Origin of the sequence: Mycobacterium sp. SVM_VP21 (assembly GCA_024758765.1) — a bacterium.
Lineage (GTDB): Bacteria > Actinomycetota > Actinomycetes > Mycobacteriales > Mycobacteriaceae > Mycobacterium > Mycobacterium heraklionense_C.
In genome coordinates this window covers 334708-359028 of the sequence record CP101406.1, presented here as the reverse complement: position 1 = coordinate 359028, position 24321 = coordinate 334708, and the positions used below count along the sequence as shown (strand labels likewise).

Below are 24321 nucleotides of genomic sequence, written 5' to 3'. Positions count from 1 at the left end.
CGGGGCTAGCCGCCCAGCCGCTCCAGCTTCGCCTTGACCTCACGCCCGGTCGGGTTCGTCAGCGTCGAACCGTCGGAGAAGCGCAGCGTCGGCACCGTCCGGTTGCCTCCGTTGGCCGAGGCGACGAACTCCGCGGCGGTCGGATCCATCTCGATGTCGATCTCCTCGTAGTCGATACCGAGGTTCTTCAACGAAGCCTTGAGCTGCCGGCAGTAGCCGCACCATTGGGTGGTGTACATGACGAGCTGGTTCATAACTCCCCAAACCTAATCGGTCACGTGATGATTCCCGAATCGGCGTCTCGGGCCGTCGGGGGTCCCTGCCAAGATGGACGTCATGGATGCGCTCATCGCCGGTCTGGACGAGGAGCAGCGTGCCGCCGTGCTGGCGCCGCGCGGACCGGTGTGTGTACTCGCGGGCGCCGGGACGGGCAAGACCCGCACCATCACCCACCGGATCGCGCACCTGGTCGCGGGTGGTCACGTCGCGCCCGGCCAGGTGCTGGCGGTGACGTTCACCCAGCGTGCCGCCGGCGAGATGCGGTCCCGGCTGCGGGCGCTGGGCTCGGCTGCCGGCGCGGGCGCCGCCGCCGGGGTCGGCGGGGTGCAGGCGCTGACATTTCATGCCGCCGCCCGGCGGCAGCTGCGGTACTTCTGGCCCCGGGTGGTCGGTGACACCGGCTGGGAACTGCTCGACCGCAAGTTCGGGGTGGTCGCCCGGGCGGCCGGTCATGCCGGGCTGCGCCTCTCCAACGACGACGTCCGCGACGTGGCCGGCGAGATCGAGTGGGCCAAGGCATCCCTGATCGGGCCCGAGCAGTACCCCGCGGCGGTGGCCGCCGACGGCCGGGACATCCCGCTGGACGCGGGGAAGCTGGCCGACGTCTACGCCGGCTATGAGGCGCTGAAGGCCCGTGGCGAAGTGGCGATGCTCGACTTCGACGACCTATTGCTGCACACCGCCGCCGCGATCGAGAACGACGCGGCGGTGGCTGCCGAATTCCGGGACCGCTACCGCTGCTTCGTCGTCGACGAATACCAGGACGTCACGCCGCTGCAGCAGCGAGTGTTGTCGGCCTGGCTGGGGGAGCGCGACGACTTGACCGTGGTCGGGGACGCCAACCAGACCATCTATTCGTTCACCGGTGCCTCGCCGCGCTATCTGCTGGACTTCACTCGCCGATTTCCCGAGGCCGCGTTGGTGCGCCTAGAGCGGGACTATCGGTCCACGCCCGAGGTGGTGTCGTTGGCCAACCGGGTGATCGCCGCCGCGCGTGGGCGGGTGGCCGGCAGCAAGCTGAAGCTGATCGGCCAGCGCGAATCCGGCCCGACGCCGACCTTCCGGGAGCATCCCGACGAGGTGGCCGAGGCCGCGGCTGTCGCCAAGTCGATTGCCCGGCTGATCCACGACGGCACGCCGCCGGCCGAGATCGCCGTGCTGTACCGGATCAACGCGCAATCCGAGGTCTACGAAGAGGCGCTCACCGAGGCCGGCATCGCCTATCAGGTGCGCGGCGGGGAGGGGTTCTTCACCCGCCAGGAGATCCGTCAGGCGCTGGTCGCCCTGCAGCGTGCCGCCGAACGTGGCGCTGACGGGCCGCTACCCGAAACCGTGCGTGGCGTGCTGGAACCGCTCGGTCTGACCACCGAGCCCCCGACCGGAGCCAAGGCGCGCGAGCGCTGGGAGGCCCTCGGTGCGCTGGCCGAACTGGTCGACGACGAGGTGGCCCAACGCCCCGACCTCAGCCTGCCCGAGCTGTTGACCGAGCTGCGCATGCGCGCCGACTCCCGGCATCCGCCGACGGTGCAGGGCGTCACCCTGGCGTCGCTGCATGCGGCCAAGGGTCTGGAGTGGGACGCCGTGTTCCTGGTGGGCCTTGCCGACGGCACCCTGCCCATCTCGCACGCGCTGGCGCACGGCGCGGACAGCGAGGCCGTCGAAGAGGAACGCCGCCTGCTCTACGTCGGCGTCACCCGGGCCCGGATCCACCTGACACTGAGCTGGGCGCTGGCCCGCGCCCCGGGCGGGCGGGCCGGCCGCAAGCCGTCGCGTTTCCTCAGCGGTATCGCCCCGCAGGCCGACGCCGCCACCACCCCCGCCAAGCGCAGGGCTCGTGGCGCCCCGAAGCACTGCCGCATCTGCAACAAGGCGCTGGCCACCCCGGCGGCCATCATGCTCAACCGCTGCGAGACCTGCGCCGCCGACGTCGACACCGAGCTGCTGGTGGCGCTCAAGGACTGGCGCCTGCGTACCGCCACCGAGCTGAAGGTGCCCGCCTACATCGTCTTTTCCGACAACACCCTGACCGCGATCGCCGAGATGCTGCCCGGCGACGAGGCCGCCTTGGTGGCCATCCCAGGCATCGGCGCGCGCAAGCTGGAACAGTTCGGCTCCGACGTGCTGGAGCTGGTCCGCAACCGGGGTTGAGCCACCGCCGGCGTTAATTCGGTTGTGGGTCGGTGGGCCGAGCGGCTAACCTCGGATCCCATGACCACGATCAGCGTCTCGCGGGTAGCCGGCGCGCGCCATGCCGCCGCTGCCGAGGCGGCGGTGCGCCATGCCGCCGCCGTAGATGCGTCCGTGCATCGGGGTTCGCCCTAACAGCAGCCCCAGCCCCCGATGGCCACGGACCCGACCAGGATCCGTGGCCATTATTTTTGTTCGGCAGCCCGCCGACCGGCCCGGATCTGAATCCCACGAACCGACCGGAAAGCAGGTACACCATGTCGAGAACCCTGAAGTTGCCGTGTAATAGCGATCCCGACCTGTGGTTCGCCGACGATCCGGCCGATCTGGAGCGGGCCAAGGCACGGTGCGCTCAGTGCCCGATCCGCCAACAGTGCCTGGCGGCGGCGTTGCAACGCGCCGAGCCGTGGGGTGTGTGGGGTGGCGAGATCCTTGATCGGGGCAGCGTCATCGGCCGCAAGCGGCCGCGCGGGCGTCCGCGTAAACAACCGGTCGCGGCCTGAGCGGCGGCCTGTGACCAGGATCAATCCAAGTACCTTGTGAATTAACTGAGCGTCAATGCGTAAAAATTGAGAACTATCGTAGATTGTTCCAAGGTTTGAGGATTCTGGTTGGAGCCGATTGGAGGCCCGGCAATGGCTGGTCGTCGCAGTACGTTCACGAGTCGCCGGGTGCGTCGCGGAGTCGGGGTGGGCTCAGCCGCGGGGGCGTTCTTGGCATTCGGCCTAGCGCCGTTGACGTCGGTGCCGGTGGCGCAAGCCGAATTTGATCTGGACGGACTGCTGGACGGGATCTTCGCTCCAATGCCGGGACTGGATCTGGACGTGCCCGGTGCGGCCGGCGCCGATCCGTTGGCCGCGCTGGATGTGTTTCTGGCCAACGCCATCAACGACGTGATCTATACCCCCGTCCATCAGTTTGGCGAAGTCGTGATCTCCACCGGGTTGTTCAATCTGGTGAATCCGCTGTTCGCCTTCGCCGACGCGTGCGGGTTGGTGTGTAACGGTACGAACGCGTATTTCGATGACGGCGTCCTGGTGGAGGCCACCGCCGGTGGTTGGTTGTTCGGTGATGGCGGCGCCGGTTTGGATGGCAGCGCGGGTGCGGCGGCCGGGATGTTCGGCAATGGGGGTGCCGGCGGTGGATTCGCCGAGGGCGTGCTCGGTGGTGATGGCGGTGTCGGTGGTGCCGGTGGCTGGCTGATGGGCATCGGCGGTGATGGCGGCAATGGTGGTGTCGGCGAGGCCGGGGAAGCTGGCGGAACCGGTGGCAATGGCGGCAACGGCGGGTTCTTCTTCGGAAATGCCGGGTCCGGCGGTTCCGGCGGTGCCGGGGGTGCGGGTGTAGTCGGCACCAACGGCGCCGACGGCGCGGCGGGATTGAGCCCGATCGCTGACGGTGCTGCAGGTCTGGCCGGGGGTGCCGGCGTCGACGGGCAAGCCGGCGGCACGGGCGGTGCTGGCGGAAATGGCGGAGCTGGTGGCCAAGCGGGGTTGTTCGGCAATTCCGGTGCCGGTGGTGACGGTGGTATCGGCGGTGTCGGTGGTGCGGGCGGCCTCGGCGGTAACGGTGGTGTCGGTGGTAACGGAGCGGCGAGCCTAACCGACGTCGGTGGTGGCGGTGGCATCGGTGGCGACGCCGGTAACGGCGGAGTAGGTGGCGCTGGCGGTGCCGGCGGGGTAGGTGGCACTGGCGGCGCCGGCGGGTTCTTCCGTGTGCACCCTGCGGGCGCCGCTGGCAACGGTGGCGATGGCGGCGCGGGCGGTGTGGCCGGGGCCGGTGGTGTCGGCGGTAACGGCGGCCTGGGCGCTGATGGTGCACTGGGCGGCGGCGTCGGTGGGGACGGCGGGGTCGGTGGGCAGACGGGTGGGGTCGGTGTCGGCGGCACCGGCGGCGCCGCTGGTCAGCCCGGGGCCGGTTTGTTCGACGGGCCGACCGGTGTTGCCGGCGCCGATGGTGCGGCCGGTAGCCAACCCACGGGTGACCTCGGTGAGGACGGTGGCAAAGGTGGTGCCGGAGGTAATGGAACTGGCGTCCTTGCCGATGGCACCGCGGCGGCCGGTGGTGCCGGAGGCAAGGGCGGCGACGCCGGAGCGGTCGGCGACGGTGGTGCCGGCGGACACGGTGGTTCCGGTGCCGGTGGGGGCACCGATGCGCAGGGCAACGGCACTGGTGGCGGCCTAGGCGGCAACGGCGGTGCTGGTGGGGCAGGTGGTACCACATCTGGTGACGGGGGCTCCGGTGGCGCCGGTGGCGTAGGCGGTACGGGTGCCGCCGGCGCGGACTCCGTCGACCCGGAGGCTCCGGGCGGTACCGGCGGGAACGGTGGTGTCGGCGGGCAGGGCGGCACCGGTGGCGCCGGTGGTGACGCGACGAATGGCAATGCCGGTGACGGTGGTGCTGCCGGTACCGGTGGTGACGGCGGCGTTGGCGGGGTCGGCGGGCGTGGCGCGGTTGGTTCCGGTCAAATACCCGGTGGTAACGGCGGTAACGGCGGCAATGGCGGGGCTGCCGGTACCGCCGGAGCTGGTGGTGTCAGCGAAGACGGCGAAGACGGCGTAGTCGGCGCCGGCGCCGACATCGGTAACGGCGGTGCGGGCGGTGCGGGTGGCATCGGCGGCGACGCGTTCCGGGATGCCCAGGGCCACTTCATCGGTGACGGTGGCTACGGCGGTACCGGGGGCAATGGCGGTCAGGGTATGCATGCCGGCGTCGGTGGCGCCGGTGGCGCGGGCGGTCAGGGCCTCTTGGCTGGCGACGGCGGCGCCGGTGGTGTGGGCGGTGCGGCGACTGCACAGGCTGACGGCGGTGACGGCCTCGGTGGTGTCGGTGGTGTCGGTGGTTCCGGTGGCCGCGGCTATGACGGTGGCGATGGCGCCACCACCGATACTGCGGGTACCGGTGGTAACGGCGGTGCCGGTGGTGCCGGCGGTGCCGGTATCGGTGGTGTCGGTGGTGGTGCGGGCGGTGTCGGTGGCGTCGGCGGTCGAGGGGGCGACGGCCAAGCCGTGACTGCGGGCGGATTCGGCCAAGCCGGTGGTGTTGGTGGTGTCGGCGGTATGGGCGGGGCCGGCACCGACGGCGGGCTGTTCGGTGCGGGCGGTGCCGGTGGCGCCGGTGGCACCGGTGCGGCTCTGGGCGCCCACACCGTCGGCGGTGTCGGCGGTATGGGCGGGGCCGGAGCCGCGGGTACCGGCACCGAGGCTGGCTATGGCGGTGGTGGCGGTGGTGGTGGCGGCGGCGCGTACGCGACGGGCAGTGGCACCGTCACCACCACCACCGTCACCGGCGGGCACGGCAGCAACGGTGGTGCCGGTTCGACCAGCGAGTCTGGTGTCAGCGGCCGTACCGGTGGTGCCGCCAAGGCAACGCTGGACGGCACCGTCACCGGCGTGACCGTCGCCGGCGGTGACGCCACCGGTAACGCCGACGGCGGCACCGCCACCCTGACCGTCGACGCGACCAGCACCGTCGAGACCAGCACCGTCATCGGCGGCACGGTCGGGGCCAGTGGTGACGGCGGCAACGCGACGATGAGCGCCACCCTCGGAGCTTCGATCTTGGGCAGCTCGGCTAGCGGGGGGCAAGGCGCTGACAACACCGGCAAGGGTGGCAGCGGCATCATCACGGCTTTGGGCCAGCACAGCATCCTCACCGATGGCCACGCCACTGGCGGGAACGGTGGGGAGGCTGATGGCGGAACCGGCGGGGCGGGCGGCAGCGCCAGGGTCTATTCGTATTACGACAACAGCACCGTCACCGGGGCTATCGCCAAGGGCGGCGATGGCGGTGCCGGTAGCGCCGGCGGTACTGGCGGAAACGGCGCCGACGCCGGCGTGTACTCCTTCTACGGAAGCAACGTCTCCGGTACGGCGACCGGCGGCAACGGCGGTGACGGTATGGACGGCGGCCTCGGAGGCAAAGGTGGTCAGGGGGTTGTCAGCGCCAGCGGAGGCCCCGCTGCCCACGGCGCCACGATTACCGCCGGCAGCACTGCCAAGGGCGGTGATGGCGGCGACGGCGACAGCAGCGGCAATGGTGGCAACGCCGGCAGCGGCCAGATCTGGGCGAACGGCGACGACAGCACCACGAGTGGCACCGCGACCGGTGGCGGCGGCGGTGACGGTGGCGGCGTCGGCGGCAACGCGATTATCACCGGCAGCAACGGCGGCGCTGCGGCCGGCCGGGCCATCGCGGGTGACGCCTCGGGTAGTGCCAACGGCGGCTCAGCCAATATCACCGCCGACGGCCTGTTCAGCTCCATCGGCAACGTCATCTCGCACGGGGGTGCGGGCGGTGTCACCGGTGCGGACGGCGGTGCCGGCGGCAACGGCGGCACCAGCTATGTGACCGCTACCAACGGCGGCGCCATCGCCACCAGCTCCGCCACCGCCGGTGCCGGTGGTGCAGGTGACAGCGGTGCTGGCGGCAATGGCGGCAACGCGACCGTGAGTGCCAATGGCGTCTACGTCAACAACGGGAGGGCGTTCGGCGGCGCTGGTGGCGACGGTGGAGCCGCGGGCAGCAGCGGCGGCACCGGCGGCAAGGGCGGCAACGGCGGTGTGGGGGACGTCGTCGTCTCCGGCGTACCGAATGCCTTCAACCTCACCGGCACCGGCGGCGCCGGTGGAAACGGTGGAGACGGCGGGGCCAGTGCAGTCGGTGGCAATGGTGGCAACGGCGGCGCCGGTCATGCCACCACCGTCGCCAGCGGTACCGGTGGTGCCGGTGGTGCCGGCGGCAACGGCGGCACCTATGTCGATCCGGCCAATGACGGCCACGGTGGCAAGGGCGGCGACGGCGGCAGCGGCACCGGCGCCACGGGCGGAAACGGCACCGATGGCCACACCGGCACGCCGCTCGGTGACGGTGCCAACGGCACCAATGGCGCTCCGGCGCCTTAGCTACTTCGGTGTCACCGGCTCCGCACCAATACAGGCCACTACATCAGCGGAGTCCTAGGCGGAGGGGCCAACCGCGACGTCTTCGGGATCGGTGAAGCCGGGCACTAATTCCTCGGAGAGCCGCTTGATCGGCACGTGGGCATCGAGCTGACACATGATCGCCGTGGTGGATCCCAGCACCCGCATCGGCATCGCGAGCTTGGGCGGCAGATCCAACTGCCGGGCCGTCTTGATCTGCTCGACAGGGCGTTCCAGCTGCCTGCCGGCGATCCGCATCAGCCACTTGCGGCTGTAGTGGAACACCTCGACCTCGATCGGTTCGACGTACTGTCGGAACATTTCGTCGATCTCGCGTACCGAGACGTTCTGGCCCTTCTGGATGAAGCCGCCCTGACGCATGGTTTCGATGACCTTGTCGTAGTCCTTGTCCCGGGCGTAACGCACCGAGGCGCCCAGCTCCGGGGGGAAACCGCCGGGCATCGGCGCCACCGCACCGAAATCGATGATGCCCATCCGGCCGTCGGGCAACAGCATGAAGTTGCCCGGGTGGGCGTCGCCGTGGATCAGCTCCAGCCGGCGGGCGGCGTCCCAGGTGAACTCGGCCAGCCGAGTGCCCATCAGGTCGCGCTGCTCGACGGTGCCGTTGCGGATGATCTCTGCCATGCCGACGCCGTCGATCCACTCCTGGATCACCGTCTTGGGGGCGCTGGCCACGACGTTGGGGATGTGGAAGTGGGGGTGGCCGGCGTAGGCCTTGGCGAAGATCCGCTGGTTGTCGGCCTCCAGCCGGTAGTCCAGCTCCATCTCGGTGCGCTCGATCAGCTCGTCGATGACGCCCTTGACGTCCACGCCGGGGGCGAGCTGCTTGAAGATGCCGGTCAACCGTCGAATCGTTTTGAGGTCGGCGCGTAGCGCCTCGTCGGCGCCGGGGTACTGGATCTTGACCGCGACGGGACGCCCGTCGGCCCACACCGCTTTGTGCACCTGTCCGATGCTGGCCGAGGCGATGGGGGTGTCGTCGAACTCGGTGAAGCGCTCCCGCCACTTGGTGCCCAGCTGGGCGTCGAGCACCCGGTGCACCTTGTCAGCGGGCAGCGGCGGTGCGTCCTTCTGCAGCTTGGTCAGCGCCTCCCGGTAGGGCTCGCCGAACTCTTCGGGGATGGCGGCCTCCATCACCGAGAGGGCCTGGCCCACCTTCATGGCGCCGCCCTTAAGCTCACCCAAGACGGTGAACAGCTGGTTGGCCGCCTTTTCCATGAGCTCGGCGGTGACCTCGTCCTTGGACTTGCCGGTCAGCCGCTTTCCGAGTCCGAGTGCTGCCCGGCCGGCAAAGCCGACGGGCAGGCTGGCCAGCTTCGCATTGCGCGCCGCGCTTCCGCGTTTGATTTCTGACACCTGTCCATCATCCATGACGTTGTTGTGGTGCCGGTCACCGCGGTGACAATTTTTCGGTGGCGGTTATCACCTCAGCAATCGCACAGCGGGTGCCGGACCCAGCGCCGCGTCATCATCGATCCGCTGGCCAGATTCAGCTCCAGGGTGGCGTCCAGCGTCGGCGGAGCAGCCAGGTCCGTGCCGGTTGCAGTCCCGCGCACCGCGGCGATCACTCGGTCGACTTGGCTCAGCGCCAGGGCCGCCGTCGCCAGCACGGTCGCCCGGTCGGCGTGGGTGACGGTGTGGCGTAGCTGCGCGGCTACGGCGGGCCATGCGGAGTCCCGGTCTCGCCGGTGCAGGTCGGCGCAACCCAAACAACTGGTTACGCCCGGCAGGACCAGGGGGCCGACCATTCCGGTGCCGTCGCGCACCCGTACCGGCAGATGCGGGACCCGAGCGGCGTGCAGTTCACGTACCAGCCTCGGGTCCGGGACCAGGTAGTCCGCCAGCACCACCAGATCGGTCCCGGCGCTAGTCACCGCGGCGTGCGGATGGCTGCTGCGCCGGACCACAGCGCTCGAGCAGCGCAGCGATTCGACCAGCAGATCCGACAACGGGCCGCGGCCATGCACCCGCAGCGAGACCGTGCGGCACTGACGGCGGGTCGCGCCGCCACAGACGGCGACGCGCGCCGCCACCAGGGCAGTCAACAGGCTGTCGAGTTCCGCGGCGTCTACCGGGCCGTGCTGGGCTGCTTCGTGGCGCAGCGCGGCGACGGTGGTCGGGATCTGCATCGAACGCAAGATGGTGGCCAGCGCGGCGGTGCTCAGCCCGCGGGGCGGTCGCACCAGAACGGCGCGCCGCGGATCCCAGCCGACTTGGACGGCACCATCGGGGCGCAGTAACACCGGCAGCGCCGGATCGAGGGTGTAGGTGCAGGTCTCGGAACCAACCCTGGTCACGCAGGCGACCCTGCCACGCCGGGCGGCGACGAGCCTGCCGTCATCCACAGGGGCGAGAAACGATGCGCCGCGCGGCCTCCACGGCGGCGCGACGTTGGCGTGCGATGACGGCGCGGTCGGTGAGGGTCTCGTACGGTTCGGGGGAGTGGGCCCAGGCCAGGCCGATACCGAACAGCAGGGCCAGCAGATCGAGGGGCTCCCAGGAGCTGTCGACGTACCCGGCGGTCTGGGCGGTCTCGATGGCGGTGACCGCGTGCTCGAAGATCGCCCGCCCATCGCCGTGCGGCTCCTCGAGGGACAGTCCTTCCAGGCGGGCCCAGGTGACCATGCGCACGTGTTCGGGGCTGTTTCTGCCCAAATCGTAGACGTCGCCGGCGAATTCGGGTACCGCGTCGGGCAGCAGCGTGACCGACCGATAGAAGGCCGTCACGTCGGTGGCCACCACGTCCCGAAACAGTGCTTCTTTGTCGCCGAAGTGGGCGTAGAGGCGCTCCTTGCTGGCATGCGCCTCACGGGCGATCCGATCGATGCGTGACCCGGCAAGACCATGACGCGCGAACTCGGCGCGGGCAGCGTCGAGTATCTGGCCGCGCAGTTCGGTGGCGTTCCTTCTCACAGCAAGATCATAACCATACGAACTGGTTCGTTCTGTAATGTGAGCGCATGCATGTCCTCCAAGACACCCACGCGATCCTGAACCAGCCGCCGCGAATCGAGGCCATCCGGCGGGCCATGGAGGCCGTCGCCGACGCTGCCACGCCCGTCGTCGAGGCATACCGTCCCTACGTCGAGGGTCTCGACAACCTTCCCCGTGATGGCCGATTTCTGTTGGTGGGCAACCACACCCAGGTCGGTGTGGAAGCCCTGCTGATTCCGTTCCATGTCCGGCGGGCGATCGGTCAACGAGTACGGCCGTTGACTGATCGGCGGTTCGGCCGGATGCGCGGCCCGGGCCGGGATCTGCTCGCGGCTGCGGGGGCACTGGTGGGTGCCCCGGAGCCCGTCCGTGAACTGATGCGCCGCAACGAGCCCATCCTGGTGTTCCCCGGTGGGGGTCGCGAGATTCCCAAGTTCAAGGGCGAGGAGTACACCCTGCGCTGGCAGGGCCGCGCCGGATTCGCCCGCCTCGCAGTTGAACACGACTATCCGATCGTGCCCGTCGGACTGGTGGGTGGCGACGACGTCTACCGAAGCCTGAGTCGTCGCGGTGGCAGCTGGGAGCGTGTCAGTGTGGCTCTGTCTCGCCGGCTTTCAGGTCCGCCGGAGATGGCCATACCCCTGCAGCACGGGATTGGCCCGACCCTGATTCCCCGACCGCAGCGGATGTACTTGCGCTTCGGCGCCCCCATCGACGCCACGACGCCAGCCGGAGTCTCGAACGAGAAATGGGTCGCCACTGTGCGGGAGAGGACGCAACAGTCGCTCGAGCGGATCTTGGCCAATCTGCTCGACGTCCGTGCCGAGGACCCCTACCGCCATCTCAATCCGCTGGCGTGGCATCGCGCCGTCGCACCGCCCGAGGGGGCAGTACGCAGCTAAACACTGCGTCTCACTCGTCGGCGTCGTCGGGCTTGCCGGCTTCGCGCTGAAACTCCGCGATCGCCTGGTCGATGGCCGAGTCGATGTCACTGGAGCCGCCGATGATCCGGTCGATGAATGCGGCCGGTTCGTCAAGATCGGCGGACTCGGGCAGTAGATCGGGGTGCTGCCACACCTTGTCGCGCGCGTCGGCCCCGACCGCCGTGGTCAACCGCTCCCAGAGCACCGCGGCCTCGCGCAGCTTGCGCGGGCGCAGTTCCAGACCGACCAGCGTGGCGAAGGTCTGCTCGGCCGGGCCACCGGTGGCGCGCCGGCGGCGCAGCATCTCCGAGAGCGCGGCGGTGCCCGGGATCCGGTCGCCCAGCGCCGCATTGACCACGGTCTGAACCCAGCCCTCGATCAGGGCCAGCAGGGTCTCCAGCCGCTCCAGGGCGGCGAGTTGCTCCGGGGTCGACTTGGGCTCGAACACGCCCTGGTTGAGCAGTTCGTTCATGGCCGAAGGGTCGGTCATCGTCGCCGGATCGAAGCCCTGGGCCAGTTCCTCGATGCCACGGATGTCGATCTTCATGCCCCGGGCGTAGGCCTCCACCGCGCTGAGCAGCTGGTTGGACAGCCAGGGCACGTGGGTGAACAGTCGGTGGTGGGCGGCCTCGCGGGCGGCCAGGAAGGTGACGATCTCGCTGCGGGGCTGCTCTAGGCCGCCGGCCAATTCCTCGATCGCGGCGGGCAGCAGCGCGGCCACTCCGCTGGGCCCCAGCGGCAGGCCGATGTCGGTCGAGGTCAGCACCTCCCCAGACAACCGTCCCAGCGCCTGGCCTAGTTGGGAGCCGAACGCCAATCCGCCCATCTGCGACATCACCGACAACAACGGACCGGCCATGCTCTTGGCCTCTTCCGGCAGCGCCGACGCCCACACCGACGAAACCTGTTCGGCCATCGGGTCACACAGTCGCTGCCAGGTGTTCATGGTGTGCTCGACCCAGTTCACGGGCGTCCAGGCGACCCCACTGGAGGTGCCGGCCGGCAATGAAGTCGCCCCGTCGAGCCAGGTTTCAGCCAGGTGCACCGCATCGCCGATGGCGGTCGCGGTTGAGGCGGTGACGGGCGCCACCGAACCGATTGACTTGATCGCGACCTGTCGCGCCAGGTCGTAGTTCACCGGCCCGGCCGGTCGGCCGTCCGCGCTCACTCGGCCGGCACCGCTGAACATCTGCCCGAGCTGGGTAAAAACCTGGCCCAGATCGGCCATGTTGAAACCAGCACCCATCCCGAACGGGTCGGAGGGTCGGGAGCCTCGCTCGCGGTCGGGGTCGTCCCCAGAAGAGAAACCGAAGGGCAGATCAGCCATAGACACAACCGTACCCATCGGCAACGTCCGGCGATACGACACGCGGCCACCAGTGGTCGGGCTGTTACCGCCCGGGCAGTGGCCGTTTACCATACCCGGGGTGAACAGGCGGATTCTGACGCTGTTGGCGGCTGTGCTGCCGGTGGTCGCGTTCGGCGTGCTGCTGACGGCGGTGACGGTGCCCTTCGTGTCGTTGGGACCGGGACCGACGTTCGACACCCTCGGCATGATCGACGGCAAGCAGGTGGTCGACATCGAGGGGACCACCACACACCCGACGACCGGCCACCTCAACATGACCACGGTCTCCCAGCGTGACGGTCTGACACTGGGGGAGGCGTTGGCTCTGTGGCTGTCCGGACGTGAGCAGCTCATGCCCCGTGACCTGGTCTATCCGCCCGGCAAGTCCCGTCAGGAAGTCGACGAGAGTAACGACGCCGACTTCCGTGCGTCCGAGCAGAGTGCCGAGTATGCCGCGCTCGGCTACCTGCGCTACCCGTCAGCGGTCACTCTCGCCGACGTCCAAGACCCGGGGCCGTCAGCCGGCGCGCTGCAGCGCGGCGACGCCGTGGACGCAGTCAACGGCGAACCGGTCTACACCGTGCAGCAGTTCACCGCGCGGCTGGCCGACACCAAGCCGGGCGAGACGGTTGTCATCGGCTACCGGCGCAAGAACGCCGCACCCGGCACGGCCCGGATTACGCTCGGAGAGAACAAGGACCGCGCAAACGGATTCCTAGGCGTGTCCGTCCTCGATGCGCCTTGGGCGCCGTTCACCATCGACTTCAATCTGGCCAACATCGGCGGCCCGTCGGCGGGGCTGATGTTCTCGCTGGCCGTCGTCGACAAGCTGACCAACGGCACCCTGGCCGGGTCGAACTTCGTTGCCGGCACCGGGGTCATCAAGGCCAACGGCCAGGTCGACGCGATCGGCGGGATCGCGCACAAGATGATGGCGGCCCACGAGGCCGGCGCGACGGTGTTTCTGGTCCCGGCCGACAACTGCTACGAGGCCAGAAACGACGACAAGGGTCTGCAACTGGTCAAAGTCGACAGCCTCGCCCAGGCGGTGGGCGCGCTGCGAACTATCACCGACGGAGGTCAGCCACCCTCTTGCTGAGTGTTCGTTGGCTACAGTGGGGCCGTCAGGAACAACTGAGCTAGGGAGCGTGGCACGTGGGGATGCGGCCCACTGCGAGGATGCCGAAATTGACCGCGCGCAGCCGGATCATGGTTGGCAGCGCCTTCGTCGTGATCGCGCTGCTGCTGTTGGGGCCGCGGCTGATCGACGGCTATGTCGACTGGTTGTGGTTCGGCGAGCTGGGCTACCGCTCGGTGTTCGTCACGACGTTGCTGACCCGCCTGATCACGTTCGTCGTGGTGACACTGCTGGTCGGCGGCATCGTGTTCGCCGCGATGGCGACCGCCTTCCGGGTCCGGCCGGTCTTCGTCCCCAGCAACGGCGTCAACGACCCGGTGGCGCGGTATCGGACTACGGTGCTGTCGCGGCTGCGGCTGTTCGGATTCGGAATTCCGGCCGGCATCGGTGTGCTGGCCGGCATCGTCGCGCAGAGCTACTGGGTGCGTATTCAGCTGTTCCTGCGGGGCGGTGACTTCGGGATCGCCGATCCGCAGTTCGGCAAAGACCTGGGCTTCTACGCTTTCGACTTGCCGTTCTACCGGCTGGTGGTGGGGCTGCTGCTCGCAGCGCTGTGTCTGGCCACCATCGCGAACCTGACCACGCACTACATCTTCGGCGGTATCCGACTGTCCGGCCGGGCGGGCGCCCTGAGTCGCCCGGCCCGCATCCAGGTGGTCAGCCTGATCGGAACCCTGGTCCTGCTCAAGGCCGGCGCCTACTGGCTGGATCGCTACGAGCTGCTCAGCCACACCCGCACCGGCAAGCCGTTCACCGGAGCCGGTTACACCGACATCAACGCGGTGCTGCCGGCCAAGATGATCCTGCTGGCGATCGCACTGATCTGTGCGGTCGCGGTGTTCTCGGCGATCGTGCTGCGCGACTTGCAGATTCCGGCGATCGGTCTGGTGCTGTTGCTGCTGTCGTCGGTCGTGGTCGGCGCAGGCTGGCCACTGATCGTCGAACAGTTCAGCGTCAAGCCGAACGCGGCGCAGAAGGAGAGTGAGTACATCTCCCGCTCGATCACGGCGACCCGCCAGGCCTACGGCCTAACCGAGGACGTGGTCACCTACCGCGACTACCGCGGTGACGCACGAGCCACGGCCGCGCAGGTGGGCGCCGATGCGGCCACCACCTCCAACATCCGGCTGCTGGACCCGACCATCGTCAGCCCGGCATTCACCCAGTTTCAGCAGGGCAAGAACTTCTATTTCTTCCCCGACCAGCTCACCATCGACCGCTATCGCGACGACGAGGGGCAGCTGCGTGACTACGTGGTTGCCGCCCGCGAGCTGAATCCGGATCGACTGATCGACAACCAGCGCGACTGGATCAACCGGCACACCGTGTTCACCCACGGCAACGGGTTCATCGCCTCGCCGGCCAACACCGTGCGCGGTATCGCCAACGACCCCAACCAGAACGGTGGATACCCGGAGTTCTTGGCCAACGTCGTCGGCGCCAACGGCGGTGTCGTCTCCGATGGGCCGGCCCGCCTCGACCAGCCGCGCGTCTACTACGGGCCGGTGATCGCCGACACCGCCGCCGACTACGCGATCGTCGGCCGTAACGGCGCCGACCGTGAATACGACTACGAGACCAACACCGAGACCAAGAATTACACCTACGCGGGCACCGGCGGTGTCGATGTCGGAAACTGGTTAGCCCGCAGCGTGTTCGCCGCGAAGTTCGCCGAACGCAACTTCTTGTTCTCCAACGTGATCGGCGCGGACAGCAAGATCCTGTTCAACCGTGACCCGGCACGCCGGGTGCAGGCGGTGGCGCCCTGGCTGACCACCGATTCCACGGTGTATCCAGCGATCGTCAACAAGCGACTGGTGTGGATCATCGACGGCTACACCACGCTGGACAACTACCCCTACTCGGAGCTGACGTCGCTGTCGTCGGCGACCGCGGACTCCAAAGAGGTCGAGTTCAACCGGCTGCTGCCGGACCGACGGGTGTCCTATATCCGCAACTCCGTGAAGGCCACCGTCGACGCCTACGACGGAACGGTCAGCCTGTACGCCCAGGACGAGCAGGACCCGGTGCTGAAGGCGTGGATGAAGGTGTTCCCCGGAACCGTCAAACCGAAGGCGGAGATCTCACCCGAGCTCGCCGAGCACCTGCGCTACCCCGAAGACCTGTTCAAGGTGCAGCGCATGCTGCTGGCCAAGTACCACGTCAACGACCCAGTGACCTTCTTCTCCACCTCGGACTTCTGGGACGTGCCGCTGGACCCCAACCCGACCGCCAGCAGTTTCCAGCCGCCGTACTACATCGTCGCGAAAAACCTTGCTAAGGGTGATAATTCAGCTTCCTTCCAGCTGACCAGCGCGATGAACCGGTTCAAGCGCGACTACTTGGCCGCCTACATCAGCGCCAGCTCGGATCCGGACACCTACGGCAAGCTGACCGTGCTCACCATTCCCGGTCAGGTCAACGGGCCAAAACTGGCCAATAACGCCATCACCACCGACACCACGGTCAGCCAGGACCTGGGGGTGATCGGGCGCGACAATCAGAACCGCATCCGGTGGGGCAATCTGCTGACCTTGCCGGTGGCGCAGGGCGGACTGCTCTACGTCGAACCGGTCTATGCCTCACCGGGTTCCAGCGATGCCTCGTCGTCGTACCCGCGGCTGATCCGGGTAGCGATGATGTACAACGACAAGATCGGCTACGGGCCGACGGTGTCTGACGCACTCACCGGCCTGTTCGGGCCCGGTGCCGGTGCGGCCGCCACCGACATCGCACCCACCGAGAGCGGCGCTGCTGCGCAGGGGACGCCGCCCTCGGCCACTCCGCCGGTTGCGGCGGTGCCCACACCCCCGGCTGCAGAGGTGGCGTTGTCGCCGGCGAAGGCCGCAGCGCTGCGCGAGGTCGAGTCGGCGCTCAATGCGCTGCGAGACACCCAGCACCGCGGTGACTTCGCGGCTTATGGTGCGGCGTTGCAACGCCTCGACGACGCGATGGCCAAGTTCAACAGCGCCAAATAGCTAGGCGCCGAACAGCACGGTGTGCATCAGGGTGCGTAGGCACGCCTGCTCGTAGGCCATGTGCGGCGTCGAGGGGTCGGGCCGGTCGTAGTGCACCAGTCGGCCCAGATCGACGACCAGGCCCATCGCGGCATGCACCAGGAATCGGGCGGCGGTTGCGGTCAGTTCGGGCCGCACTGACCGCAGCAGACCGACCCAGGAGTCGATGGTGGATCGCTGCACATTGCGCAGTAGCGTCCGATCGGTTGGCGACAGGTGGATCTGTTCGCTGTAGTAGATCGACGCCAGTTCGGGGTTGGCGAACGAGGTGGCGACGTAGATGTCGACCAGCTGGGTGAGCGCTTCCCGCGGTTCGGACCGGTTGGTGTTGACTACCGACAGCTCTGCGGAGAGCCGATCGGACGAGCGGCGCAGCGCCGTGCTGAGAATGTCGGCCTTGCCCGGAAAATAACGGTAGATACTCGAGATTCGCAGTCCGGCCGCCTTGGCGATCTGGGCGACGCTGGTCTCGCCGTAGCCGTGGCGGTGAAACAGCATCATCGAGGCGTGCAGCACTGCCTCGTACATCCCGGCATTCGCGGTGAAGATGTGCGCCCCGCGCGCCCCGGACGCAAAGTTGTCTGGCGTGGGTAATTCGGTGTGCAGCAATGCCCAGGACGCCGCGGTCAGCAGGTCGGTGATATCGGTGACCGTCGCACGTAGGTGGTGGTCGGTGATGCCCCCGGCCACACTGAGCAACGCCGCCGAGAGCATCTGTCGATGCAAGAGCGGTGCGGTCGGTCGCAGCTCGGCCAGGGGTTGCTGGAGGCGTTGGTTGACTAGCCGTAGCTGATGCAACAGCGCCGTGGCGTCGGGTTCGCGCAGATAGCGGGCCTGCCATCGGTACAGGCCGCCGGATTCGCGGTTGCGCAGTGCGACGTCGATCAGGGCGTGTATCAGCTGATCGAGTGCTGCCGCAGGACCGGCTGCGGGGTCGGCAACTATGTCGGTGACGTCGACAAGTTGTTGGCTCAACGCCAGCACCGCGACACGGAACAGGTCGTACTTACTGGCGTAGTGCCGGTAGAGGGCGGGGGCTGAGACACCGACCTCGGTGGCGATGTTCTCGACGCTGACCGCGTGATAGCCCAGGGTGCTGAACGATTCGGCCGCAGCCCGGGCGATCTGGTCCTTGCGATCTTTGGGGCGTCGCCGGGTCGTGCGTGCGGTGTCAGCCACGAGTTGCGCCCAGCGAGGGGGTTGGCTGGTGTGCCGTGCGCAACGCGGCGCGTGCCCTGGCGTTCCAATGGTGCCTGGGGGTCAGCGAGGAGAGCTGAGTCAACCGGACGAATTGTCGCAGCGACCAGCGGTCCGTGGCGTTGACGGTGATCCCGGTGAGCTCGCGGGCGCGGGGGTGCTGCAGGGCGCGGACCGCGGGGCGGGGGACCGTGCGCATCCACCAATCGGTGGGAGCGAAGATCTGCTCGCGGAACGGCTCGAAATGGGCACCGGCCTTCAGGTGCGTTTGGCAATGGTCCTCGAAATACTCGACGAATTCCGGCCAGGTCGCAGGCATCGGCCGGGTCGATACGCCGTATCGGCGATACCAGGCACAGCACTCGGCATAGAGCTGTTCGTGTTCGTCGGCGTCGAGAGGCCGGATGAAGGTATTGACCATGACGACGAGGGACTCTACGTAAGCGCTGTGCTGAAAATGGAACAGGTCGGGGTTCAGCGCGTGATACTTGTCGCCGAATTCGTCGACGCCCTTGACATGCTCATGGGCGAAGCGCATCTGGGGCCGCATGTCGAGGTCGGCGTAGGCGTAGTTGACGGCTTGGGTGAAGGTGCGCTTCTTGTGCAACCAGATGCGCTTGCGCATCAGGGCATGCTGGCTGATGCCGGCGGCGATACCGGGATGCAGCAGTAGCAGACACACCGCTCGGGGCAACACGAACAGGTAGCGGCGGTCGGCCAGGAAGTGCCACAGCAGGCTGTCGGGACCTAAGCCGTCATCGTGGTGGGTCGCCATGGTCAGATCAGCGACTTGTGCCGGCGGATGCGGCGGCGAACATCGGCCATCAGCACGTGATAGTTGGCGGTCCGGATGAACCGGGGAATGAAGCGGTTCACAAACGACACGAACAGGAAGAGGTTCTCGAACTGGCGTTGTTCGGTGGGCGACCATTGCACACCGAGCAGCTCACGAAAGACCGGTGGCAGAAATCCGATCGTCAAGAACCGCAGCAGCGGCCCGAGGAGCACCCGAAAGATCGGGTTGACCATCTTCAGGTCGACCAACCGCATGAGGTAGTCGCGGACAGCGTCGTCCATCTCCAGAGTTTGGCAGGTGGTGTTCCAGTAGGTATCGAAGTCGGCGCGGGTGGGCGGCCATTGGTCATCGGTGACCTGCAAGGTGGTGCCGAGCGGCCAGGCGTGGTGGTAGAACGTCTCCGCTTGTTCCTCGGTCATCTTGCCGCGCAGCAGCTGGTAAGTGTCCTCGTAGAAGACGAACAGGCATGCGGCGACCCACAGTTGCAGATCGCGGTCGAAGGCGTTGTATTTGACCGGGCTGTCCGCCGTGGAGCGCACCTGCCGATGCGCAACGTTGACCGCGTCGCGATAGGCGGCGCGTTCCTCTTCGCTGCCCAGCACCGCCACGGCCATGTATTGGGCGGTGGTGCGCAGCCGCTTCCACGGATGGTGCATCAGTGAACCGGATTCGACCCGGCTTTCCACGACTCCATACCCGACGCCGGGCAGGCTCAGCTGCATGATGACATTGGCTGCCGCTGCGGCCGCTGACCAAAAGTCCAGTGCCTCAGTTAGATCGGCCGGTTCCTCGTCCCAGCGCGGGATGTAGCAGTCGACGTGAACCCGGGTCTCGGCGGTGGTGAGCACCGGGCGCCCGGCCTGGCTCTGGCCGTGTTCTTCATGGCAGGTCGACATTTCAGTGATCCTCTCGATGCGGCGACATGTGACGGCTATGGCCCGGCCAGATAGTGGGGGAGCTGGGCAAGGCCCCAGATCAGCCCGGCCGCCCCGACCAGCGCGCCGAAGAACAGCACGACCAGCACACCGGCGCGCAGTAGCCGGGCTTCGGGGGTGGCCAGGTAGCGCAGCACGCTGACGACAAGGTCGATGATCCGCACCAGAAGCATCATTTAGGGGGTCCTCCTATTGGGGCTGATCTCACGTTCCACCGTATTCCGGTCGCAGTGCGGGCGACAGCGACGTCAGGGGCACCCTGGCCACCACCGCCCCGCCATCCATGGACCACACGAATCGGTCGGCGGGCTGCGGATTCTCCCGCAGCAGCGGGACGTCGGGAAGGTACAGCACGAGTTGGTCGGGGGTGAGTGCGAACGCCCGGTAGTCGCCGGTGTATCCGCTGCCCCGTGCACTGGGCGCAAACTCCTCGACGGTGAAGGGATAGGTGTTCGGCGCGTGCGGGGGCGCCGCGGCGTCCAGTGCGGCCGGAAGCACCGGGGCTGCCGCGCCCGCGATGACGGCCATCGGGTCGACACCCGGTTTGAACAGGTCGCCAAGGGCCAGGCGGCGCCCGGTGGCCATGTCGAATACGAAGGTGCGGTAGGCGTTGTTGGCCTGCATCCCAAACGGTTCCAGGCATTCGTGTACCACCAGCGACTGCACCGACCCGGGTCCGGGAAAGGCCTCGTAGTAGGCGATGGCGCTGCTGTCGCGCAGCGCCTCGGCACCCGAGCTGCGCCAGCCGCTCATCAGGCGGCGGTAGAAGTCGCGCACCGCCGGTCCAGCAGAGGCGTTGTCCAGCATTGCCTCGGGAAGGTCAAAGGCGATGTACCGCTCGGCTTTTCGTGGCGAGAACACCAGGGTTGTGCAGCGCTGACCGTCCCACTTCGCCTGTAGCTCGTCGCAGAAGCCCGGCGCGGAGGCGACGGCCGCCGGGGCCAGCACCGTGTTTGCGGTGACCAGCGCAGCCGCCAGACCGCACCATGTTTTGCTGCTACTCGTCATTGTTGCTGCCCTGCCACGACATCGCTGACCAGCCACCGCCCGCCATCTCGGTGCAGGGTGAGCGCCATGGCGGTGACGTCGGGCGGCGCTTGGGCGATCTGGCCTCCAGGGTCCTTTTTCAACGCCGCGCTGCTGAAGGTCTGCTCGACGAACAGCAGCACCGTGGCGTTGGTGGTGTCGGCTGATTTCACCGCCGAGTCGATGACGGTGCCACTGGTGGTCACCTGGTTGGCGATCAGCATCGCGCGCAGCTGGGAGCTCTGTTTGGCGTAGCGGTCGTGGAATGTGCCGGTCGATCGGTCCAACAGCTCGGTGATCTGCCGATCGACCGTACCGGGACTCGCTGTCGTCAGCAGCACCGCGTATTGCGTTGCGGCCGCCGAAGCCTCACGGGCAGCGACGGTCGATCGATGCTGCTGGTAGAGCAGCCAGCCCTGGTATCCGCTGCCCGCGAGAACCGCGACCGCGCAGAGTGTCGCTGCGGGCCGGATGGCACGCCGAAGTCGGGAGCGGTGCGGCGAATCCGCGGGAATCACCTGTGGCACCTCCACACTGGGTGTCTCAACGATGGTCATCTCGATGTCTTCCAGCCCGTTAGGTCAGGTCGACCTGGCTGGCCAGCCAGCGGTTGTCGACGAGTTCCATGGTCATCTGGATCCGATTGCGGTCGATCCGTGGTTCCGATCGCACGGCGTTGGTGATCGACTGGTCGACGAACAGCAACACCTCCACGCGGTCGGTGGTCGCGGACTTGACCGCCGCGTCCAGGACGATTCCCCTGCCGGTGGCCTTGTTGTCGATCAGGATCTGGCGTAACTGCTTGGCGCCCAAGCTGTAGGCGTCCTTGAACTGGGCGGTCGCGCCGTCGAGCGCGCGGGCGTAGTTGCCGTCGATGTCGGCGGTGTCCAGGGTGGTCAAGGTGATCGCGTAGTCCTTGGCGGCCGCGAGTGCGGCTTGCCCCGCGGCCGCCCGCGCATCGAGTTGGTGCAGCCGCCACCCGGCGTATGCCGAATAGGCCAGAGCCGCTATCAACGCGCCGGCCAGCAGCGCCACCGTCGCTCGGCGGCGTGGTGACGCCGACTCCGAGGGCGCAGCGAGTTCGCGCTCGGTGCTGATGTCGGTCTCGGCGACGGCGCGGCCCGCGGTGGTCTCACCGTGGCCCGCGTCGGTCTCGAGTTGTTTGTCGACTTGGTCGAAGACGTCCGGGTCGGCGATTTTTCCCATGGGGCTCGGCTTTCTCATCAGTTGGGGATCCATGCGGGCAGCTGCGGACCTCCATCGGGAGTGGGCAAGGTGTAGGGCGGATAGACCGGAGGCGGTTCCAGGGTTGCCAGCGGGTCGTGGCCCGGGGGCGGCCCGGCGGTGTCGTCCCCGGGTGGGCGTGGTGCGTTGCGAGCGCCGCGAACCAGCAGCGACGGGTCGTCGTCGGGGCAGTAGGTGTAACGGTACGGCGCAGGGAAATTCACCGCCGATGGCGGTTTGCGGGGCAGGCCGTAGTCGCAGCGGTGCCTGGGATAGATGTCGGCGATCACCCATATGCCGCCGTCGTGCACGGTGCCGGCCAGTCGGTCCACCAGCGAGCCGTGGTCGGGGCGCCACAGGTCCTGCAGGGCGGGCACCCGCAGGTAGAGAATCTGCGACAAGGTGGTCAGGTTGCCCAGCAGGGCGTACACGTTCTCCCGGTTATCGCCGATGAAGCTGTCGACCTGTGCCAGTTCAGTACTGCCGAGTTCGACCAGAGTGCGGAACCCGCCGTCCATGGCGTTGGCTCCGCCGAGGATCTGTTGCAGGTCGTTGCTGGTGCCGCTCAATCCCGGGCTGACGTCGCTGAAGGTGGTGAAAGTGACCTGGGTGTTGCGCAACATGCTGACCGTCTCGGGCAAGACGCCGTCGAGCGTCGAGGCGAGCAGCGCCGTGCCGTCCAACAGCGCAGACAGTTTCTTGCCGCCATCCGGACCGACTCGAAGCTCGTTGAAGACCGCTGTCAGTTTCTCGGCGTCGACCTGGCCCAGGGCGCCGCGGCTGTCGTCGATGATCTGGGGCAGTGAGACCGGCACGCTGGTCTGCTCTTGGCCGACCAGTGAGCCGTTGGTGAGGTACGGGCCGTCCGCGTGCTCGGGGCGAAAGTCGAGGTATTGCTCACCGGCGACCGACAGCCCGGACACCCGCACCCGGGAATCCCGCGGAATGGGGCGATCGGCCCGCAGCGAGACGACGGCCTCGGCTCCCGCCGCGGTCAGGTGCACATCGGTGACCCGGCCGATCGGGATGCCGCGCAGCGTCACGTCCTGATTGACCAGCAGGCCGCCGGACTGCGGCAGCAGCACCCGCACCGAGATCGTCCTCTGCGCGGGGTTGATCCCGACTCCGAAGATCGTCACATAGGCCGCGGCCACCACCGTCGTCAGCGCCAATCCAATGCCGGACAACAGGATGCGGCGGCGGTAGCCGACCTGGACCAGCCACACACCCAGCCGGGCGAACAGGTCGAGGAGGTCGAGGAAGGGTCTCATCGCTGCGGTCCGTAGATCCGGGAGAGCAGCAGGTTCCACTCGTAGCGGAGGTCACCGATCATCAGGTGCCAGTCGGTGCCGTCGGTCCAGTGGAATTCGGGATCGCCCGGGTAGTTCTTGTCAGGCCAGGGAACCAGCGTGATCTTGTCGATTTCTCCCTTGACGTGCGCGGCAGGGCCGTTGAGGGTCTTCATCAAGATGCCCAGGAATCGGTTGAACGGCATCAGCGACAGGTCGGGGTCGACGGCGATCTCGTTGAACACTCCCGCCATCTTGTTCAGATCGGCGGTGAGGCTGCGGGTATCGGTGCCTTGCAGAGATGGGAAGCGGGACAGCTGGCGGGTGATCCGCGCGCCGGTGTCGACCAGATCGATCAGATCGGAGGTGTTGTCGGAGATCACGGTGAGGGCGGGCGCCAGGTGGGTGAGGGCATCATCGAAGGTGTTCTGACGCGCCGACATGATCGCGGCCAGCTCCGACGATCTCCGCAGCGTCAGGTCCAACTGCTGCGACCGGGCGCTCATCCGGGAGAGCAGGGTCGCGGTCTGGTCCAGTAGCAGACCAAGCTTCTCGCCGCGTCCGCCGACGGCCTTGCCCGCGCCGTTGAGCATAGACACCAGGTGGCGCCCCGTGCCGCCGTTGACCAGCATCGCCATCGAGCTGATCAGTTCCTCGATGGTCGGAGCGTTAGCGGTTGATTCCAGCGGCAGTACCGAGCCGTTGTGCAGCAGCGGGGCGTCGTCGGGCCGGTTCTTGTCGGGCCAGATCTGAACGAAGATGTCGCCGAGCGGGGTGGCCGACCGCAGCTCGGCGGTGCTGCCGGCATACAGCGGTACCGCCGACTTGATCCGCATGGTGATGTAGGCGTTGAAGTCCTGCGCCCGAATGGATTCGACCTCACCGATCTGTGCCCCGTACAACCGCACCTTGGCCTTCTCCGGGAGGTTCAGTGCATCGGAGAAGATCGCGGTGATGGTGTAGTACGGCCCGCCGCCGCCGGGCGCGGGCAGCGCCACGCTCTCCAGGTCTAGGCCGCATCCGACGGTCAGCAGCGCCGTCGCGATCGCCAGCGTCGCTCGTGTCCCGCGCACCCATCTCGTCGG

Annotated in this window: 20 protein-coding genes; 6 read left to right on the top strand and 14 right to left on the bottom strand. The window is 67.9% G+C overall.

Annotated features, from left to right (window positions below; genetic code table 11):
• Positions 1–5: 5 nt before the first annotated feature.
• Positions 6–254: a mycoredoxin gene (locus NM962_01885; GenBank protein UVO12939.1), complete on the bottom strand. Its 249-nt coding sequence runs from the start codon at positions 252–254 to the stop codon at positions 6–8.
• Positions 255–327: 73 nt separating this feature from the next.
• Here NM962_01885 and NM962_01880 point away from each other — a divergent pair, with 73 nt between their 5' ends.
• The 3 genes from NM962_01880 (at position 328) to NM962_01870 (ending at position 7370) form a co-directional block, all read left to right on the top strand.
• The gene (locus tag NM962_01880) at positions 328–2427 is read left to right on the top strand and encodes an ATP-dependent DNA helicase UvrD2 (protein ID UVO12938.1); all 2100 of its coding nucleotides are present in this window, start codon (positions 328–330) and stop codon (positions 2425–2427) included.
• Positions 2428–2723: 296 nt separating this feature from the next.
• Positions 2724–2969, top strand: coding sequence for a WhiB family transcriptional regulator (locus tag NM962_01875; protein UVO12937.1), 246 nt, complete (start codon positions 2724–2726; stop codon positions 2967–2969).
• 132 nt (positions 2970–3101) lie between these two features.
• Positions 3102–7370 (top strand): PE family protein, encoded by a 4269-nt coding sequence (locus NM962_01870; GenBank protein ID UVO12936.1) that lies wholly within the window; start codon positions 3102–3104, stop codon positions 7368–7370.
• Positions 7371–7424: 54 nt separating this feature from the next.
• Here NM962_01870 and NM962_01865 read toward each other — a convergent pair whose 3' ends face one another.
• The 3 genes from NM962_01865 to NM962_01855 are packed head-to-tail and all read right to left on the bottom strand — an operon-like array spanning position 7425 to position 10322.
• Positions 7425–8780: an AarF/UbiB family protein gene (locus tag NM962_01865; GenBank protein UVO12935.1), complete on the bottom strand. Its 1356-nt coding sequence runs from the start codon at positions 8778–8780 to the stop codon at positions 7425–7427.
• A 56-nt stretch (positions 8781–8836) separates the two neighbouring features.
• Complete coding sequence (locus NM962_01860) at positions 8837–9706, bottom strand: cyclodehydratase (protein ID UVO12934.1); 870 nt, start codon at positions 9704–9706, stop codon at positions 8837–8839.
• A gap of 40 nt (positions 9707–9746) precedes the next feature.
• Positions 9747–10322 carry a TetR family transcriptional regulator gene (locus tag NM962_01855; protein ID UVO12933.1) on the bottom strand — a complete coding sequence of 192 codons (576 nt, stop codon included), beginning with the start codon at positions 10320–10322 and terminating at the stop codon, positions 9747–9749.
• Between the two features lie 47 nt (positions 10323–10369).
• Between NM962_01855 and NM962_01850 the strand changes: the two genes are divergently transcribed.
• On the top strand, positions 10370–11245 hold the full coding sequence (locus NM962_01850; GenBank protein UVO12932.1) for an acyltransferase family protein: 876 nt from the start codon (positions 10370–10372) through the stop codon (positions 11243–11245).
• Between the two features lie 10 nt (positions 11246–11255).
• Here NM962_01850 and NM962_01845 read toward each other — a convergent pair whose 3' ends face one another.
• Positions 11256–12593, bottom strand: a complete 1338-nt coding sequence (locus tag NM962_01845; protein UVO12931.1) for a zinc-dependent metalloprotease — start codon at positions 12591–12593, stop codon at positions 11256–11258.
• A gap of 100 nt (positions 12594–12693) precedes the next feature.
• On the opposite strand from NM962_01845, the gene NM962_01840 reads away from it, so the two are divergent.
• Both NM962_01840 and NM962_01835 read left to right on the top strand, forming a co-directional pair.
• Entirely contained in the window at positions 12694–13713 is a 1020-nt protein-coding gene (locus NM962_01840; GenBank protein ID UVO12930.1) for a PDZ domain-containing protein, read from the top strand.
• Between the two features lie 56 nt (positions 13714–13769).
• Positions 13770–16730 carry a UPF0182 family protein gene (locus NM962_01835; protein ID UVO12929.1) on the top strand — a complete coding sequence of 987 codons (2961 nt, stop codon included), beginning with the start codon at positions 13770–13772 and terminating at the stop codon, positions 16728–16730.
• On the opposite strand, the gene NM962_01830 is transcribed toward NM962_01835, so the two are convergent.
• Genes NM962_01830 through NM962_01790 form a run of 9 tightly spaced genes read right to left on the bottom strand, consistent with a single transcriptional unit; the run spans position 16731 to position 24309 of the window.
• Positions 16731–17948 carry a TetR/AcrR family transcriptional regulator gene (locus tag NM962_01830; protein UVO12928.1) on the bottom strand — a complete coding sequence of 406 codons (1218 nt, stop codon included), beginning with the start codon at positions 17946–17948 and terminating at the stop codon, positions 16731–16733.
• Positions 17941–18741, bottom strand: coding sequence for a DUF2236 domain-containing protein (locus tag NM962_01825; protein ID UVO12927.1), 801 nt, complete (start codon positions 18739–18741; stop codon positions 17941–17943). The genes NM962_01830 and NM962_01825 overlap by 8 nt, the downstream gene beginning before the upstream one ends.
• Positions 18742–18743: 2 nt before the next feature.
• Positions 18744–19658, bottom strand: coding sequence for an oxygenase MpaB family protein (locus NM962_01820; protein ID UVO12926.1), 915 nt, complete (start codon positions 19656–19658; stop codon positions 18744–18746).
• Between the two features lie 35 nt (positions 19659–19693).
• Positions 19694–19873, bottom strand: a complete 180-nt coding sequence (locus tag NM962_01815) for a hypothetical protein (protein UVO12925.1) — start codon at positions 19871–19873, stop codon at positions 19694–19696.
• A gap of 28 nt (positions 19874–19901) precedes the next feature.
• Positions 19902–20705, bottom strand: a complete 804-nt coding sequence (locus NM962_01810) for a DUF3298 domain-containing protein (protein UVO12924.1) — start codon at positions 20703–20705, stop codon at positions 19902–19904.
• Positions 20702–21280, bottom strand: a complete 579-nt coding sequence (locus NM962_01805) for a hypothetical protein (GenBank protein UVO12923.1) — start codon at positions 21278–21280, stop codon at positions 20702–20704. The genes NM962_01810 and NM962_01805 overlap by 4 nt, the downstream gene beginning before the upstream one ends.
• A gap of 19 nt (positions 21281–21299) precedes the next feature.
• The gene (locus tag NM962_01800) at positions 21300–21929 is read right to left on the bottom strand and encodes an Mce protein (protein UVO12922.1); all 630 of its coding nucleotides are present in this window, start codon (positions 21927–21929) and stop codon (positions 21300–21302) included.
• Positions 21930–21946: 17 nt separating this feature from the next.
• On the bottom strand, positions 21947–23218 hold the full coding sequence (locus NM962_01795; GenBank protein ID UVO12921.1) for an MCE family protein: 1272 nt from the start codon (positions 23216–23218) through the stop codon (positions 21947–21949).
• On the bottom strand, positions 23215–24309 hold the full coding sequence (locus NM962_01790; protein UVO12920.1) for an MlaD family protein: 1095 nt from the start codon (positions 24307–24309) through the stop codon (positions 23215–23217). Before NM962_01790 ends, NM962_01795 begins: the two co-directional genes overlap by 4 nt.
• Positions 24310–24321 lie beyond the last annotated feature (12 nt).

Coding starts and splice junctions, on each gene's coding strand:
- NM962_01885 (UVO12939.1), bottom strand. CDS start 254: ATGAACCAGCTCGTCATGTACACCACCCAATGGTGCGGCTACTGCCGG.
- NM962_01880 (UVO12938.1), top strand. CDS start 328: ATGGACGTCATGGATGCGCTCATCGCCGGTCTGGACGAGGAGCAGCGT.
- NM962_01875 (UVO12937.1), top strand. CDS start 2,724: ATGTCGAGAACCCTGAAGTTGCCGTGTAATAGCGATCCCGACCTGTGG.
- NM962_01870 (UVO12936.1), top strand. CDS start 3,102: ATGGCTGGTCGTCGCAGTACGTTCACGAGTCGCCGGGTGCGTCGCGGA.
- NM962_01865 (UVO12935.1), bottom strand. CDS start 8,780: ATGGATGATGGACAGGTGTCAGAAATCAAACGCGGAAGCGCGGCGCGC.
- NM962_01850 (UVO12932.1), top strand. CDS start 10,370: ATGCATGTCCTCCAAGACACCCACGCGATCCTGAACCAGCCGCCGCGA.
- NM962_01845 (UVO12931.1), bottom strand. CDS start 12,593: ATGGCTGATCTGCCCTTCGGTTTCTCTTCTGGGGACGACCCCGACCGC.
- NM962_01825 (UVO12927.1), bottom strand. CDS start 18,741: ATGGCGACCCACCACGATGACGGCTTAGGTCCCGACAGCCTGCTGTGG.
- NM962_01820 (UVO12926.1), bottom strand. CDS start 19,658: ATGTCGACCTGCCATGAAGAACACGGCCAGAGCCAGGCCGGGCGCCCG.
- NM962_01815 (UVO12925.1), bottom strand. CDS start 19,873: ATGATGCTTCTGGTGCGGATCATCGACCTTGTCGTCAGCGTGCTGCGC.
- NM962_01810 (UVO12924.1), bottom strand. CDS start 20,705: ATGACGAGTAGCAGCAAAACATGGTGCGGTCTGGCGGCTGCGCTGGTC.
- NM962_01805 (UVO12923.1), bottom strand. CDS start 21,280: ATGACCATCGTTGAGACACCCAGTGTGGAGGTGCCACAGGTGATTCCC.
- NM962_01800 (UVO12922.1), bottom strand. CDS start 21,929: ATGGGAAAAATCGCCGACCCGGACGTCTTCGACCAAGTCGACAAACAA.
- NM962_01795 (UVO12921.1), bottom strand. CDS start 23,218: ATGAGACCCTTCCTCGACCTCCTCGACCTGTTCGCCCGGCTGGGTGTG.